Raw genomic sequence first — 14,648 nt, forward strand, 5'->3', positions numbered from 1 at the left:
CAGGTGGTTGGTGCCGCTCACCGTGGTAGCGCAGTCGGTGCGGCCGGGCTGGGCGGGGGCGCGTAGCTCGACTCGTATGCGTCGATGACCCGATCCCAGCCGAACGACCGCTCGGCGCGCCGCCGGCCCGCGGCCCCGAGCCGCCTGCGTCGAACGTCGTTGGCGAGCAGCTCGATCAGCGCGGCGGCCACGCTCTCTGGACCTGGCGGTACGACGAGCCCGTCCACACCCTCACGCACCACCTGGTGCGCGCCGGCGAACGCTCCGCTGACCACCGGCCGGCCGCAGGTCCAGGCCTCGACGAAGACCAGCGGAAACACGTCCGCGACGCTGGGCAGGCAGAGTAGTTCGCAGGCCGCGATCGCGTCGTGTTTGGTCTGCTCGTCGACCGTTCCCAGGTCGTGCAGGCGCGGATCGGCGTGGGCGGCGAAGTGGGCGGACGCGTCGGGATCGACGTCCGGACCGATGAAGACGAACCGGGTAGCGGGCAACCGGTGCCACACCGTGGCCATCGCCTCCAGCAGTGTCCGGTACCCCTTGCTGACCATCCGCCGCCCGACGAAGAGTACGAACGGCCCGTCGATGCCGTGGCGGCGTCGAAACTCTGCGGTGTCGACCGGCCCGGTGAGATCCGAGGCGGACGGCAGCCGGCGGAGCTGATCGCCCCGCACACCCAGATCGCTCAGCGCGGTCATCTCCGTGACCGTCAGGGCGAAGACCACGTCGGCGGCCCGACAGACCTCGCCGGCCAGGACAGGGTCGGGCCACACCTGTGGTGCCGAACAGGGGGTCAGGACCAGTCGGGCGCCGTACCGGCGCGCCAGCCGCACCGCCTCGGCCGGTGCGTCGGGGCGGGCCAGGTCGAAGGCGTGCACCACCGACGGGGCGAAGTCTGGACGGTCCTGGAGCAGTTGGGCGGCGTCGTTGTAAAGCGGCACACCGGCCGTGCGCAGACTGGCCACGCTCTCCGAATGGGCGGTGGACGCCAGCGCCGTCACCCGCCGCGATCGTGCGGCCAGGCCCGCCGCCGCGCGCACCGCCATCCGCTCCGCTCCTGCCCGTGCTTGCCCGTAGCCGTCGAAGACCACGAGGACCTCGCCGGTGCCGCCGCTCACGTCCACGTCTCGATCGTGGCGCCGCCTGTCACCGGCTCGTCAAGAAAGACGACATCGAGTTCGGGGCGAGACCGGTCCGCCGTTGGCGCGGACGGCGTCAACCGCAGGTAGCGGTCGGGATCCGCCAGGAAGTCCGCTCGCGCCTGCTCATAGCGGGCGGGCGTGCCCACATCGTGCCAGGACTCGTTGAAGGCATAGCCGTTTACCGGTCTGCCGGCGCCGGTCAGCGCGTTGATGAGGGCGGGCATGTCGGTCGGCTCGCCGGCACGGATGTACGACCGGACGTCCGGGTCGGCCACGTAGATTCCGCAGCAGACGCTCCACTCGAAGGTCGGCTTCTCGTGCACCCGTCGGATCCGGTCACCGTCGGTGCGCAGCAGCCCGACCCCGGTGGAGACCCAGTAGCGTTGGTACGCCACAGTGAATCCGGCGCCGCTGGCCACGTGTCGCCGATGCAGGTCCCCGAAGTCGAGTGAGGTCAGCAGGTCGCCGTTCATCACCACGGCGGGCTCGGTCCAGTCCGGCACGAGCAGCAGCGGTGCTGCGGTCCCCAACGGTCGTTCGTCGGTGCAGTAGTCCACCCGCAGGCCGAGCTGGGATCCGTCGCCGATCGCGGACCGGATCATCGAGCCCAGGTGCGAGACGCACAGCGTCGCCCGGGTGAACCCGCAGGCGTGCAGCCGGCGCAGGCTGATCTCCAGCAGGGAGTGCTGTCCCATCGGCATCAGTGCCTTGGGGCGGTTGCTGGTGTGTGGCATGAGGCGGGTGCCTCGGCCCCCCACGAGCAGGATCGCGTGCATCGTCAGCCTCCCGTTCCTCGGACGAGGGTCCCGTCCGGGTGCGGACGTGCCCCTGCCGCTGTGCCGTGCCTCACGCCCGGACCGCCGCCCGCAGTTCGGTCTCCAATGCGATGAATGTGGGCGCGAGCTCGCGCATCGTCTTCGCGGCGACGGCGTAGTCCCCGGCCACCAGTGGGTACTCCATCGAACCGATGAGCCGGGCCTGCTGGTCCAACACCTCCGCGACTCGGGTGTAGCCGTGCCGGCCGAACATCACGGCCGCGTCGTTGCGTCGTCGTGCGCCAGCGCACACCATGAAGTCGGCCAGATGGAAGAAGAGTGGGGTGCTCAGGCCGCCGTCGAGCACCTTCGCCGCGCCCTCGGCCGCCTCCGCGGAGGCATCCGGTGCGACCAGGTCGGCGGCGATCGGCAGCAGTCGGCGCAACGCCTCGGCAGTGTCGACCTCGCGTACCCGCCGGAATGCGGTGCGCAGATTGAAGTCCGGGACGGTGTAGGACAGCGTCTTGGTGCGCCAAGCGTCGAGCAGCTTCTGCACCGGCAGCACGGTGTACGGGTGAGCGCGCGGGTCGTGGATCACGACGTTCTCCCCGTCGAAGCCGACGACCACCAGATAGTGGTCGACCCCGATGGGCTGACCCAGCCCCGGATGGTGCGGAAGCAGTCCCATCTCCACCGGGCCGGCCATCGCCCGGTGCTGGTCGTCCACCTTCTCCAGCGCCCGGAGCACCTCGTCCGGAGAGCCTACGATCCGCTCGCACGTCCAACCGAGCAGGTCCAGCACGTTGGCGATGCCCTTCTCCGGGTTCCAGCCGCCCGGGGCGAAGAAGGGACGTCCGTCGTGGTGTAGGTACATGCCGAAGGCCGACCCGGTCAGCACCTCGATCACGGCCTCGCCGGGACCCTCGTCGCCGAGGGCCATCTGGAGCGAGTCGGAGTAACAGCCATGCGTCTCTCCGGAGAACTGGACGGGCATCGGGACCAACTCCTGTCTCAGCGATGGACGTCCGACGGCGCAGCGGCACCGGCGGATGTGGGGCCAGGACCGTCGGGGCGACGGCTGGCGGTGACGAGATAGCTGCGCGGCAGGTTCGGGAAGTCCACCGGCGGTGCGCCCTGCGGCCAGCGTCCGTAGTCGGTTCCAGCCGTGCCGGGCTCGGTAACCTGTTCAACGTTCCAACCGGCCTGCCGGAGGAACTCGGCTGGGGCGTCCGTGCCGAATAGCCACGGGCTGCCGGAGTCGGCCAGCTTGTCGAGGAACGGTCGCATGTAGCGCATCCGGAAGATCCCCGTACCGATGAGGTCCACCGCGATTCGGCTGCCACCAGTGGAGAGGTCGGCAGCCTGGGTCGCCACCGCGGCGGCCACCGGCGCCGGCAGGTAGAACAACAGCCCCTCGGCGAACCACACGGTCGGCGCCGTCGGGTCGAAACCGGCGTCGAGCAGCGCCGACCCCCACTCACCCGTGAAGTCGGCCGCGACGGTCCGGCGCTCGCACCGCGGCACGTCGACGGCCTGGGAGAGCCGCTGTCGCTTGTACCTCAGTACCGTTCCCTGGTCCACCTCGAACACCACGACACCCGGTGGCCAGTTCAGCCGGTATGCGCGGGTGTCCAGGCCGGCGCCCAGACCGACCACCTGGCACTGGGGGGTGACGCTGGCGCGCAGGAAGTCGTCGAACCACCGGGTACGGATCGGCAGCACCGGGTTGCCATCGGGAGCGGATCGCTCGGTGTGGAAGTGTCGCAGCAGGGTGTCCCCGTCGGTGCCGGCGAGCAGAGCGGCGAACGGGTCGTCGAAGAGTCGGTCCGGGCGCGCCGATTCCCGCGCCCGCGCTGCCGCGGTCCAACGGGCGGTCCGGGCGACGCCGAACAGCTCCGTGTCTGGAGCCGCCTCGATACTCATGCCTCTCAGTGTTTCCATCGATGCGGGCAAGTGACATCTGCCCGTGCGGGCGTACCCATGCGGGCAGCACGAGGGTTGCCCCAACCGGCGGGGTCGCGGCCCGGCCCCGTCCGATCCTGCTCGGCTAGCGTGGGCCGTCATGACTGACGACGAGGGAGGCAATGTGGACGACTCTGCGCCCGGCGAGGGATGGAGCGGGCTTGCGGCGTGGGCAGGCGTTGAGCTTCTCCGCCCACTGCCCGGCGGGCACCGCAACGTGGTGATGCTCGCCGAGCGGGCCGGGGTTCCGCTGGTGGTCCGCCGCTCGATCCGGTCCCGCGCCGCCCTGGATTGGGAGCTGGACCTGCTGGAGCATCTGCGTGACCGCGGGGTGGCGGCACCGGAGCTGGTACCCACCGACGACGGCCGTCGGCACGTCGACGGGATGCTGGTCAGCGAATTCGTCCCCGGCCGGCATCCGGCCGGACCCGCCGACTGGCGGCGGGTCGTCGACCAGCTCGCGGTGCTGCACACGGCGACGACCGGCTGGCCGCAGCGCCCCGGGTTCGCCGCCAGCGGGATGCTGCTCGACGCGGGACGGGGTGGAGACGTGCGGCTGGACGCGATGCCTGCTTCGGTGGCCCGGCTGGTGCGGTCAGCCTGGCTGCCGGTGCAGCAGGGACCGCGTTGCGTGGTGCACGGCGACGTCGGCCCCACCAACGTGCTGGTCGACGGCGCCCGGGTTACGCTGCTGGATTGGGACGAGGCACGGGTGGACGTGCCCTGGTTCGACTACGCCCTCCTGCCCGACGAGGTGACGACGCCGTGGCCGGGCGACCGGGCGCAGTTGCGTGCCGCCGGCCTCGCGTGGGAGACGGCGACGTGCTGGCGGGCCGAGCCGGTGTACGCCCGCCGCCGGCTGGCCGAGCTGCACCGCCACCGTCGGCACTCCGGCGCCTGACCGCTGGCCCAAACGCATGTTGAAAGATGCGGGCTCTGTCCCCTGCCCTCCAGCATGGACGCTAGGCCCGTCCTACCCGCTCCGTACGCCGTTCGCCGTCGGTCAGGGTCGCCGGGCTGGAGGTGATGTCGGCCCCGGCGACGACGGCTGAACGGACTCGCGTCCGGTCGGCGGGTTCGCTGCCCGTCCGGCGCACCACCGCACCCGCGCCTCCGGAGCGTGGGCGGACCAGGGCGAGCTGGAGGTGTGGTGCGCGATCACAGGCTGGATCTCCCGGTCGAGGTGCCCTTGCATGAGAGCCCCGACACGATGGCCAGCAATCCAGCGAACCTGCTGCGTGCCCGTTGGCAGACCGTGCGCCTGCTGCGTCGGGGTGGTGCCGTCCTGGTTACCGTCCTGGTCCTGACCAACCTGCTGCTGGGTGTGCTGCCCGTGCTGTTCATCGTGGCGACCAGCATCCTGCTCGGGCAGGTTCCGGCGGCCGTCAGCGGCGGCCTGAACTCCGCGGCCTGGGACTCGCTGGTGACGGTCTTCCTCGGAGCGGCCCTGGCCTTCGTCGCGCAGCAGGTGATCACCCCCCTGCGGACCTCGCTCGGGGATCTGTTGAGCCGCCGGGTCGATCAGCAGGTGCACGACGAGTTGATGGCGGCGGCGCTGTCCCCGGTGGGCATCGCGCCTCTGGAGGACGAGCAGAACCAGGACCGGCTGCGGGTGGCGGCGCTGAAACTGCAGTTCGCCGTGCAGACGCCGGGCGATGCGTGCGCGGGTCTGCTCGCCCTGCTGGCCCGGTACACACAGTTGCTTGCGTACGCCGTGGTGATCGGTGTGGCGTTCTCCTGGCTCGCGGCGGCGGGTCTGATCCTGTCGGTGCTGCTGGTGCGACACAGCACCCGGGGCGGGCTGAGTCGCTATGCCGAGGCGCGGCAGCGGTTGAGCCGCGCCGAGCGCCGGGTGCACTACCTGCGAGGGCTTGCTGTCGAACCCCTCGCAGGCAAGGAAATCCGGGTGTTCGGCCTCGTCGGCTGGCTGACCGCGACGTACCGCCGGGTGTACCTGATGTGGCTGCGACCGCTGTGGGCCTACCGTCGGCGGATCCTGCTTTGGCGGTACCTGATCTTCGCCGGGCCGAGCCTCGCGGTAGGCGTCGCGGTGTTTGCGGCGGTGGGCGTGGCCGCCCCCGCGACGCTGACGCTCACGCAGTTCGCCCTCGTGGTGCAGGCGACGCTGGGCGCGATCGCGCTCGGCAGCTACTACGCCGAGGCCGACGTGCAGACCGCCGTCGGTATCTCCGCCTACGACGACGTACGCCGCTTCGTGGGTCGTCTGGCGGCGACCGGGCCCGCCACCCCGCCGGTGCCAACGCGTCCGCTGCCGTCGCTACGCGGGGAACTGCACTTCGACCGGGTGAGCTTCCGCTACCCCGGCCAGGACCGCGCGGTCCTTGATGAACTGGACCTGCGGATCCCGGTCGGGAAGTGTACGGCGATCGTCGGCGTCAACGGTGCCGGCAAGACCACGCTGGTCAAGCTTCTGGCCCGGCTCTACGAGCCGACCGGTGGCGTGATCCGGGCCGATGGGGTGGACATCCGCTCGTTTCCCGTCTCCGAGTGGCGTGCCGCGATCGGCGTCATCTTCCAGGACTTCCTGCGATACGAGACCTCGGTCGCCGACAACATCGCCTTCGGCGCGGTCCATCACCGTGACGACCGGGCCGGGGTGCGTAGGGCCGTCGCGTCCGTGGGACTGACCGACGATCTGGACCGGCTTCCCGCCGGCCTGGACACCCCGCTGGCGCGACACATCGCCGACGGAGCGGAGCTCTCCGGCGGTCAATGGCAGCGGGTGGCGTTGGCCCGGGCGATCTTCGCCGTCCAGCACGGCGCGCCGATCGTGGTCCTTGACGAACCCACCGCGAACCTCGACGTGCGCGCCGAGGCACGCTTCTTCGACCAGTTCGCCGAGTTGACCCGAGGCGTCACCAGCCTGCTGATCTCCCATCGGTTCTCCACCGTCCGACATGCCGACGTGATCGTCGTCCTCGAACACGGGCGGGTGGTCGAGCGGGGCAGCCACGAGGAGTTGATGGCAACCGGCGGCCGGTACGCGCGGCTGTTCCGGATGCAGTCCGACCGGGTGCTGGGTCCGGAGGAGGCTCCCTCGGACGACGTCGATGCCCGGGAGGTGCTCAGGTGAGCGCGACGTTCGCCGGTAGCTGGCGGATGCTCGCCACGGCGTGGCGGATGCACCGCGGCAAGACGGTTACCGCGATCTTCTTCGTCGTGGCGGGCGCGTCGGCGGCGCCACTGCTCGCGCTGGTGCTGGGCTCGATGACCGACGCGGTGGTCGCCGGGAACACACGTGTGGTGCTGCTGGCCGGGCTGCTTGCCGGCGTCCTGGCGTTTGCCACCGTCACCTTCGGCCACTTCGCCCACCTTGCCTACGTCGAACTGGCCGAACAGGCCGAACTCGACTTCGACGAGCAGCTCATCACCCTTTCCAACGGCTCGGTCGGGATCGCCCATCACGAGCATGCGGCGACCAGCGACACGGTGACCGTGCTGCAACGTGAGATCCGGCAGTTCGGCCGAGGGCTGGAAGCGCTGCTCAACGGCCTCGGCCTGGCGATCGCCGTGGGCATCACCGTGGTGCTGCTGGTACGGATGCACCCGCTTCTTCTGCTGCTGCCGCTGGCGGCGGTTCCGTCGCTCTACCTGAGTCGGCGGGCTGAGTACCTGGTGGACAAGGCGAAGACGGACACGGCGGAGACCACCCGCACGGCGCTGCACCTGTTCAACCTGACCACTCAACTGCCCTCGGCCAGCGAGCTGCGGGTGTTCGGGCTCGCCGACGAGTTGCGCCGCCGGCACGCCGGCCATTGGTCGGACGTGACCGCCCGGCTGTTTCGGGCCGACCTGCGAGCGGTCGTGCTACGTACCGCCGGTCAGGTGACGTTCGCGCTGGCCTACGTCGGCTCCGTACTGCTGCTCGTCCGGGCCGCCGTTGACGGCCGGCGCGGCGTCGGCGACGTCATCCTGGTCGTGGTCCTCGCCGCCCAGATCAACCAGCAGGTGACCGCCACCGTCACCCTCCTACGCGATCTGCAACGGATGGCGGCGCTCTACGGTCGGATGGCGCAGCTGCGCGCCGCCGTGCGCGACGCTGACCCCGGCGACCTGCCTGCGCCGGACCGGCTGCGGCACGGCATCGCCCTGCAGGACGTCTCGTTCAGTTACCCCGGAACCGGCAGGACGGTGCTGCGCGACGTCACGGTGACGCTGCCGGCCGGCAGCACGGTGGCGGTGGTGGGGGAGAACGGCGCCGGCAAGTCGACCCTGGTGAAGCTGCTCTGCGGGTTGTACCGCCCGAGTGGCGGCCGCATCCTCCTCGACCATGAGGACCTGCACCGGCTCCGGCCCGACGGGTGGCGCGAGCGCATCTCCGTCGCCTTCCAGGACGCGGTGCGCTACGAGTTTCGGACCCGCCACGCCGTCGGTATAGGCGATCTGGACAGCGGTTTCGCCGATCAGCCGGTACGCGACGCGCTGCGGCTGGCCCGGGCCGACGACGTGCTGCGCCAACTACCCGACGGCCTCGACACGGTGCTCGGCAAGGGTGGCAGCGGCGCAGAACTGTCCGGCGGCCAGTGGCAGAAGGTGGCCCTGGCCCGCGCGCTGGCCCGTCCGGCGCCGTTGCTGCTGGTGCTCGACGAGCCCACCACGGCAATGGACCCGGAAGCCGAGCTAGCCATGTTCGAGCACTACGCCGAGCAGGCAAGCCGGGTCAGCCAGGAAACCGGGGCGATCACCCTGTTGGTCTCCCATCGGTTCTCCACCGTCCGGACGGCAGACCTCATCATCGTGGTGCGGGACGGACGGGTCGTCGAGACCGGCGACCACGCGACTCTCAGCGCCGGGTCCGGTCCTTACGCCGAACTCGTCGCCATCAACGCTTGGGCCTACCGGTGACCGGTAGCCGGATGTCCGGCCCAGATGACTCCGTGAGGTCGCGGCGCCGCCGCTGACTGATGGATCCAGACAGGAGGAACCAAATGACCCGTTGGAGATCCGTGCTCGGCGCCGCGTTGGCCGCGGTGCTGTTGGGCGCATCCCTGATCGCACCGGCATCGGCCGCGCCGGGTGCTGCCCAGCCGCCGGCGCAGCGACTGAAGTGGGGCGCCTGCGCCGGCAGCAGCACCACCGAGCTGCGCTGCGCTCGTGTGAAGGTACCGCTGGACCACCGCAACCCGCGGGGACGCAAGATCGAGGTGATGGTCTCGCGGCTGCCTGCCACCGACCCGGCCAAGCGGCGCGGCGTGCTGCTCAGTGCCCGTGGCGGACCAGGCCAGGGCGGCGGGATTTACCTGCCCGAGGACTATGCGGTCCTCATGGCGCCCGAGGTGCGGGCGCGCTACGACCTCATCGGGTTCGACGTGCGCTTCCTGGAGCAGAGCACCCCGATCACCTGTGGGTATCCGAGCGAGGAGCCGGAGGGGTTCTGGAATCGGGGCGCCCAGTCCCGGTCCGAGTTCGAGCTGCATGTGGTCGAGGCACGCCAGTACGCCCGGGACTGCCAGAAGCACGCCGGCTGGGCGCTGCCGCACGCCACCCTGGAGAACATCGCCCGAGACATGGACGTCATCCGGACCGCCCTTGGCGAACGGCGGATCAGCTTCCTCGGTGCGGATGCCCTGGGCACTGTCGGTGCCATCTACGCCACCCTCTTCCCGCGCCAGACCGACCGGTTCGTGCTGGACAATCCGCTCGACCCGACCAAGCTGTGGCAGTCGTCGAGGCTTGAGCGAATCGCGTTGATGGAGGACGGTCTCGATGAGTTCTCCGCCTGGATTGCCGACCGTGACGACGAGTTCGGTCTGGGCGACACGGCGGCGCAGGTCGAGCGGAATGTGGCGGAGATGTGGGAAAACGCTCCATGGTACGCCGGTGGCCGTTGGTGGACGGGTGATGAACTGGTCTACTACACGATCCTCGGCGTCTTCTTCGAGGCGTTCGAGTGGCGGATGGCGGCCAATCTGTCCGCGATCCGCCGCGGCGATGCGCCACCCGTGCAGTGGGGGCTCTACCCCACCGTCCGCCCCGGCGTGTTGGGTGTGCCAATCGACAACCACACTGCCGTGAGCACCGCGTACATGTGCGCCGAGAGCCCCTGGCGGAGCAATGTCGAGTCGTACTGGCGGGACCTGCAGAGGTACGTGCCGCCGTTCCCGAACTTCGGCGTCGCCGCCGCCAACATCTTCCCCTGCGCGTTCTGGTCGTCGCGCAAGGACAACCGGGTGACGCTGGGCAGTCGGCACACTCCGCCTGTACTGGTTCTCGGTGCGACCCGCAACTCGATCGTCCCACTGTCGAACGTCCGTGCGGTCGCCACCGCGCTGCGCGGATCCCGCCTCGTTGTCGAGGACTCCCGCGGTCACGAGCTGTATCCGTTCTTCGGCGGCGACTGTCTCAAGGACCGGGCAAACCGCTACCTGACCAGCGGTGATCTGCCGCGCGCCGACGTAAGGTGCCCGGCGCCGGCGCAGACCGGCTGACGGTGGACCGCGCAGGGCCAGGCACCGTCGGGACTGTGTCTGGCATGCGCGATCGGCAGTAGCAGCGTCGCTGCCGGTGGCGGCACGACGGGCATGACCCGCTCGGACGGTCAGCTTGGTTGCCATCCCAGGCTGGCCGTCCGATGTGGCTTTATGCCTCTGCCGCCTGCCACCGCTGCTGTGCCGCGATCGCCGCGTGGGGGCGTCGGGAAGGGTGGCCGCCGATTGCGCTGTGTCTCGTTCGTCGCCACGCTTGCCGGGATGGCCGGGCGCATCGCCTTGCGCCTCGGTCGACCGACACCACACGAGACGGATGAGGGCGGCGTTGTGGCGTTTGCCTTCGGCGCGTTTGCAGTCGTAGTAGGCGCGGATGAACGCGGCGAGGAAGAGGGCGCGACCGCACGCCCGGGCAACTGCGACCGGCAGGGCACCGATCGAGGACGGCTGGTCGACCACCACCGGAATCCCGGCCGTGGCGGCCGAGCTCGTCGAGCAGCTGCTCAGCCTGACCTCAGTGTTCGGCGACGCCGCGTCGTGCAGCCGTCTGCCGTCCGAGGTTAACCCGACCGCGTGGTGACCGTCCTTGCCGACGTCCGACCCGAGGAACACGCCGTAGTCGCCGTGCACCCCACGCCTCCCACACCCTGTCACCTGCATCGGCCGCCGGGGCCTGAGCGTCGGACTGCCGGCACCCACGTTACGAAGAGACCGACCCCAACAGCACCGGTGGCCGTGTCCCTGACTGTTGACTCGGGGGCAGACGCGAGGGCCTGCAGCCATAGCGTCCAGTGCGCCGGTCGGCTCAGATCCGCATGTTCCTTGGCGCTGATCGGGGCATCCCAGTCGATTGCCGCCCCTCTTGGGTTGGGGTTGGCCGCCGCCGGCGCGAACGTCGTCGACGTCCCCGCAACCCTCGCCGCCCGGGCACGGCTACTGACCACCGGCGGCGGCCGCAAGACCGACGCCACCGACGCTGCCAGCGTCGCCCGAGTCGCCCTGCACCACCACCGGCTCAATCCCGTGCAACCCGAGGATCAGAGCACCATCTTGCGGCTGCTGACCGAGCACCGCGACGACCTCACCCACGAACGCACCCGCATCCTCAACCGCCTGCACGGGCTCCTGCGGGACCTGGTCCCTGGCGGCGCGCCCACCGGCCTGTCCGCCGACAAAGCCGCCACAGCCCTACGAGGCGTGCGTCCGGCAAACGCAACCGACGCCTGCCGACGTGACATCGCCCGGCACCTTTTGGCCGCGCTCCGACGAATCGACGCCCAGCTCAAGAACAGCGAGACCGAGCTGAGCCAGGCGGTAACCGCAACCGGAAGCAGCCTGACCGAACTACCGGGCGTCGGCGTGATCATGGCGGCGAAGATCCTCGGCTACGTCGGCGACGTGGCCCGATTCCCCAACGCCGACCATGTCGCCAGCTACACCGGCGCCGCGCCCACTGATGCCTCCAGCGGACCCCGTAAACGCCACCGCCTCAACACCGGTGGCAACCGCCAACTCAACTCAGCCCTGCACATCATCGCCGTCGTCCAAGCCCACCACTCACACCTCGGACGCGCCTACTACCAGCGCATACTCGGCGAAGGCAAGACACCAGCCGAAGCCCGACGCGCCCTGAAACGCCGTCTCGCCAACATCATCTACCGACGGATCCTCAAGATCAGAAACAACGACTTCTCAGCGACCTCTTGACAGACAGAGGCGCTATCAGCGGTCCACCGACGCCACCCGACCCGGCGACAACAGCCCCCGGATCATCCAAACGACAGGGGCAGGAAGTCATACCGGGCCGAGCGACCGAGAGGGCCCGACCAACTCCATCTCAAACACGCTTTGAGCGTCGGGAAGCTCGCGTACTCATGGCGGACATGCGTCGCGCGAAGATCGAACTGACGGTCATGCCGTCGGCCGGCGACATCGTCACAGCCTGTCTGGACGCGATCCCCATCAGTCTGAACGAGGTGACCACGCTCGTCGAGCAGGGCTGTCCAGGTGGTCTCGAACTCACGCAGATGCGCCAGTGCCGGCTGGCGAAGAACCTGTTCACCGCAGTCCTGGGGCACCTGGACGACGTCCGCGACACGCGCCTCGCCGCTCACCTACGCGACTGGATCGACACCAAGCCGCGTCTCGGGTAGGGCGAGGCGGTGCCGGGGGTGGGACGGAAGCGACTGTATATTAACGACTGCTCATATCGTCGCAGCGACCAGATCGTTGAAGTCGAGGAACTGCCGCGGCTTCAGCTCAGCGAGGATCCGCATCACTGGCGAGTCGTACTTCTCGGCCATGTATCGGTAGTTGAGCGTGGCGGAGTGCATCAACTTCTCGAAGGGCCGCTCGTGCGGTATGTGGATTGCTTTGGCCTGTCGGTTGAAGATGAACTGGGCGCCGTCGCGGTGGAGTCGGTAGCCGAGGTCGAGGTCTTCGCCGCCCCAGGTGCGGAATTGTTCGTCGAATCCGCCGACGGCGCGTAGTTGGGCGGTGTCGGCGGAGATGTTGCAGGTCCAGAAGATCTGCCAGGGTGCGGGGATGCGGGTGAGGTCTTCGCCGTAGCGGTCGTAGAAGAGTTCGCGGATGTCGCGGCACTCTCGTTTGGCCTGCAGCCGTTCGATGCTGCCGTCGAGGTCGTTCACGTCGAGACGCTCCCCGACTACCTTGAAGTTGGAGTCATCGCCGGAGAAGCCGTAGATGTAGGGCAGCACGACGGTCGGGCCGGGGGTGGCCTCGTGGCTGGCGACGTGCTGGTTGAGGTTGTCGGCCTGCAGCATGACGCCGTCGTCGGTGAAGACGCAGATGGGGGAGCGGGCGTCGGCGATGCCGACGTTGCGGGCTGTGCCGGCGCGGAATCCTTCGTCGGGTTGGTAGTGGTAGCGCAGGTCCAGGCGGTCCTGGAAGCTTGCGGCGATCTTTGCGGTGTTGTCGGTGGAGCCGTCGTCGACGACGATGACCTCGAACTCGTCGGCGGGCATGTGCTGCCGGGTCAGGGAGTCCAGGGTGTGCCACAGCAGCGCCGAACGGTTATAGGTCGGAATGACGACGGTGCATTTCAGCCCACTGGACACGGCCTCTCCCTGTGGACTCGGGGCATCGTGCGCGGCTCACGTCACGACGTTCGACGCATGGAACAGGCCGCGGGGATACCGGGCGTGCGACGGCCGGTCGTCCGACCGTGCTGTAGGCATCCTGGCACCGGATCAATCAGCCGGGCATCTCGTTGATTGCGCTCTAGGGCCTGCCTCTTGGCCAGCTATTTTCCACATCGAAGGCGTTGATCCCGAGGCTGGGAAGACGCCTTCTGACCTTCGTGGTGCTGGCGGCGAGGTTCACCTGCTGCTTGGCGCGGAGGCGGCTGGTGCAGCCACCAACGGCAGGGGCCTACCTCCGGTCGCATGCTCTATAGTTGTCGATGGCCCGTTATGCTCTGCGCGGGAATCTCGTACCAACCCACCGGAGGTTCGGATGTTTCTGATTCAACGGCGTGAGGTGGCGGAACAACTGGTTCTCTGCGAACTTCACGAGCGGTTGAGTCAGCGGGAGTTGGCCGACCAGCTGCGCGCGACGATGGATCGGTTGACCGACCTCGCCGAACAGCACGGTGGGGTGGCGGGCCCGATTTTCACGATTTACCGGGATGAGGAGTTCGACCCGGAGAACATCGCGGTGGAGACCTGCGTGCCGATCCGGCAGGAGCCGACCGGACCGGTGGCCGCGACGGTACGCCGGGAGCCGGCACACCAGGAGGTGTTCGTACGGCTGACGAAGTCGCAGGCAGTGCCGCCGCAGGTCGGTGAGGCCTTCGCAGCGGTGGCGGATTACGTCGAACAGCAGGGCCTGGTGGAGGTGGACGCGGCCCGCGAGGTGTACTTCACCGACTTCATCGCGGCCGACCCGGACGACCTGGTGATGGATGTCGCGTTCGTCGTCAAGTAGGTGTCGGGGCGCTACGCAGGGGCGTCCTGCGCTTGCTGCGTCGGCAGGTCGGCGACGAGCTGGTTGAAGTCGAAGTATCGCTCCATCGGCAGTTCGGCGAGCAGGTCGGTGACCGGCGTCCGGTACTTCTCGGCCATGTAGCGCTGGCTGCGTTCCCCACGATCGATCAGGACGTGCAGCGCCCGCTCGTGCGGTATGTGGATTGCTTTGGCCTGTCGGTTGAAGATGAAGTGGGCGCCGTCGCGGTGGAGTCGGTAGCCGAGGTCGAGGTCTTCGCCGCCCCAGGTGCGGAATTGTTCGTCGAATCCGCCGACGGCGCGTAGTTGGGCGGTGTCGGCGGAGATGTTGCAGGTCCAGAAGAGACGAAGGACCTCACGATCGGCCGGGCGCTGCACGGGCCC

At 69.2% G+C, this 14,648-nt stretch carries 13 protein-coding genes and 1 pseudogene; 7 read left to right on the plus strand and 7 right to left on the minus strand.

The window, feature by feature from the left end; translation table 11 throughout:
• Positions 1-17 precede the first annotated feature (17 nt).
• The 4 genes from Vgi01_RS09450 to Vgi01_RS09465 all read right to left on the minus strand — a co-directional run bounded on the left by Vgi01_RS09450 (position 18) and on the right by Vgi01_RS09465 (position 3,817).
• Positions 18-1,121: a glycosyltransferase family 4 protein gene (locus Vgi01_RS09450; RefSeq protein WP_204290735.1), complete on the minus strand. Its 1,104-nt coding sequence runs from the start codon at positions 1,119-1,121 to the stop codon at positions 18-20.
• The gene (locus Vgi01_RS09455) at positions 1,112-1,915 is read right to left on the minus strand and encodes a nucleotidyltransferase family protein (RefSeq protein WP_102659345.1); all 804 of its coding nucleotides are present in this window, start codon (positions 1,913-1,915) and stop codon (positions 1,112-1,114) included. Before Vgi01_RS09455 ends, Vgi01_RS09450 begins: the two co-directional genes overlap by 10 nt.
• A 70-nt stretch (positions 1,916-1,985) precedes the next feature.
• Positions 1,986-2,888 carry a YobF C-terminal domain-containing protein gene (locus Vgi01_RS09460; protein WP_146017588.1) on the minus strand — a complete coding sequence of 301 codons (903 nt, stop codon included), beginning with the start codon at positions 2,886-2,888 and terminating at the stop codon, positions 1,986-1,988.
• 17 nt (positions 2,889-2,905) lie between these two features.
• Positions 2,906-3,817: a class I SAM-dependent methyltransferase gene (locus tag Vgi01_RS09465; RefSeq protein ID WP_158244921.1), complete on the minus strand. Its 912-nt coding sequence runs from the start codon at positions 3,815-3,817 to the stop codon at positions 2,906-2,908.
• A gap of 139 nt (positions 3,818-3,956) precedes the next feature.
• Here Vgi01_RS09465 and Vgi01_RS09470 point away from each other — a divergent pair, with 139 nt between their 5' ends.
• From Vgi01_RS09470 to Vgi01_RS09485, 4 genes are all read left to right on the plus strand, one after another.
• Entirely contained in the window at positions 3,957-4,757 is an 801-nt protein-coding gene (locus Vgi01_RS09470) for a phosphotransferase (protein WP_204290736.1), read from the plus strand.
• Between the two features lie 309 nt (positions 4,758-5,066).
• Positions 5,067-6,950: an ABC transporter ATP-binding protein gene (locus tag Vgi01_RS09475; RefSeq protein WP_102659356.1), complete on the plus strand. Its 1,884-nt coding sequence runs from the start codon at positions 5,067-5,069 to the stop codon at positions 6,948-6,950.
• Positions 6,947-8,722 carry an ABC transporter ATP-binding protein gene (locus Vgi01_RS09480; RefSeq protein WP_233196921.1) on the plus strand — a complete coding sequence of 592 codons (1,776 nt, stop codon included), beginning with the start codon at positions 6,947-6,949 and terminating at the stop codon, positions 8,720-8,722. The genes Vgi01_RS09475 and Vgi01_RS09480 overlap by 4 nt, the downstream gene beginning before the upstream one ends.
• 83 nt (positions 8,723-8,805) lie before the next feature.
• Positions 8,806-10,305 (plus strand): alpha/beta fold hydrolase, encoded by a 1,500-nt coding sequence (locus Vgi01_RS09485; protein ID WP_204290737.1) that lies wholly within the window; start codon positions 8,806-8,808, stop codon positions 10,303-10,305.
• Between the two features lie 396 nt (positions 10,306-10,701).
• Here Vgi01_RS09485 and Vgi01_RS30550 read toward each other — a convergent pair.
• Positions 10,702-10,932 (minus strand): annotated as a pseudogene (locus Vgi01_RS30550) (IS110 family transposase); the annotation flags it as partial.
• A 99-nt stretch (positions 10,933-11,031) separates the two neighbouring features.
• Between Vgi01_RS30550 and Vgi01_RS09490 the strand changes: the two are divergent.
• Together Vgi01_RS09490 and Vgi01_RS09495 are read left to right on the plus strand one after the other, a co-directional pair.
• Entirely contained in the window at positions 11,032-12,009 is a 978-nt protein-coding gene (locus tag Vgi01_RS09490; RefSeq protein WP_239088852.1) for an IS110 family RNA-guided transposase, read from the plus strand.
• Between the two features lie 176 nt (positions 12,010-12,185).
• Complete coding sequence (locus tag Vgi01_RS09495) at positions 12,186-12,455, plus strand: hypothetical protein (protein WP_204290738.1); 270 nt, start codon at positions 12,186-12,188, stop codon at positions 12,453-12,455.
• A 51-nt stretch (positions 12,456-12,506) separates the two neighbouring features.
• Here Vgi01_RS09495 and Vgi01_RS09500 read toward each other — a convergent pair whose 3' ends face one another.
• Positions 12,507-13,379: a glycosyltransferase gene (locus tag Vgi01_RS09500; RefSeq protein ID WP_204290739.1), complete on the minus strand. Its 873-nt coding sequence runs from the start codon at positions 13,377-13,379 to the stop codon at positions 12,507-12,509.
• A gap of 397 nt (positions 13,380-13,776) precedes the next feature.
• On the opposite strand from Vgi01_RS09500, the gene Vgi01_RS09505 reads away from it, so the two are divergent.
• On the plus strand, positions 13,777-14,247 hold the full coding sequence (locus Vgi01_RS09505; RefSeq protein WP_102659352.1) for a GyrI-like domain-containing protein: 471 nt from the start codon (positions 13,777-13,779) through the stop codon (positions 14,245-14,247).
• A gap of 11 nt (positions 14,248-14,258) precedes the next feature.
• Here Vgi01_RS09505 and Vgi01_RS09510 read toward each other — a convergent pair whose 3' ends face one another.
• On the minus strand, positions 14,259-14,642 hold the full coding sequence (locus Vgi01_RS09510; RefSeq protein ID WP_204290740.1) for a galactosyltransferase-related protein: 384 nt from the start codon (positions 14,640-14,642) through the stop codon (positions 14,259-14,261).
• Positions 14,643-14,648: the final 6 nt, after the last annotated feature.

The sequence above is a fragment of the Micromonospora gifhornensis genome (assembly GCF_016863515.1).
Lineage (GTDB): Bacteria > Actinomycetota > Actinomycetes > Mycobacteriales > Micromonosporaceae > Micromonospora > Micromonospora gifhornensis.

What these genes read in the sequence shown, in the direction of transcription:
- Vgi01_RS09455 (WP_102659345.1), bottom strand. Translation starts at nt 1,915, where the DNA reads ATGCACGCGATCCTGCTCGTGGGGGGCCGAGGCACCCGCCTCATGCCA.
- Vgi01_RS09460 (WP_146017588.1), bottom strand. Translation starts at nt 2,888, where the DNA reads ATGCCCGTCCAGTTCTCCGGAGAGACGCATGGCTGTTACTCCGACTCG.
- Vgi01_RS09465 (WP_158244921.1), bottom strand. Translation starts at nt 3,817, where the DNA reads ATGAGTATCGAGGCGGCTCCAGACACGGAGCTGTTCGGCGTCGCCCGG.
- Vgi01_RS09470 (WP_204290736.1), top strand. Translation starts at nt 3,957, where the DNA reads ATGACTGACGACGAGGGAGGCAATGTGGACGACTCTGCGCCCGGCGAG.
- Vgi01_RS09475 (WP_102659356.1), top strand. Translation starts at nt 5,067, where the DNA reads ATGGCCAGCAATCCAGCGAACCTGCTGCGTGCCCGTTGGCAGACCGTG.
- Vgi01_RS09485 (WP_204290737.1), top strand. Translation starts at nt 8,806, where the DNA reads ATGACCCGTTGGAGATCCGTGCTCGGCGCCGCGTTGGCCGCGGTGCTG.
- Vgi01_RS09495 (WP_204290738.1), top strand. Translation starts at nt 12,186, where the DNA reads ATGCGTCGCGCGAAGATCGAACTGACGGTCATGCCGTCGGCCGGCGAC.
- Vgi01_RS09505 (WP_102659352.1), top strand. Translation starts at nt 13,777, where the DNA reads ATGTTTCTGATTCAACGGCGTGAGGTGGCGGAACAACTGGTTCTCTGC.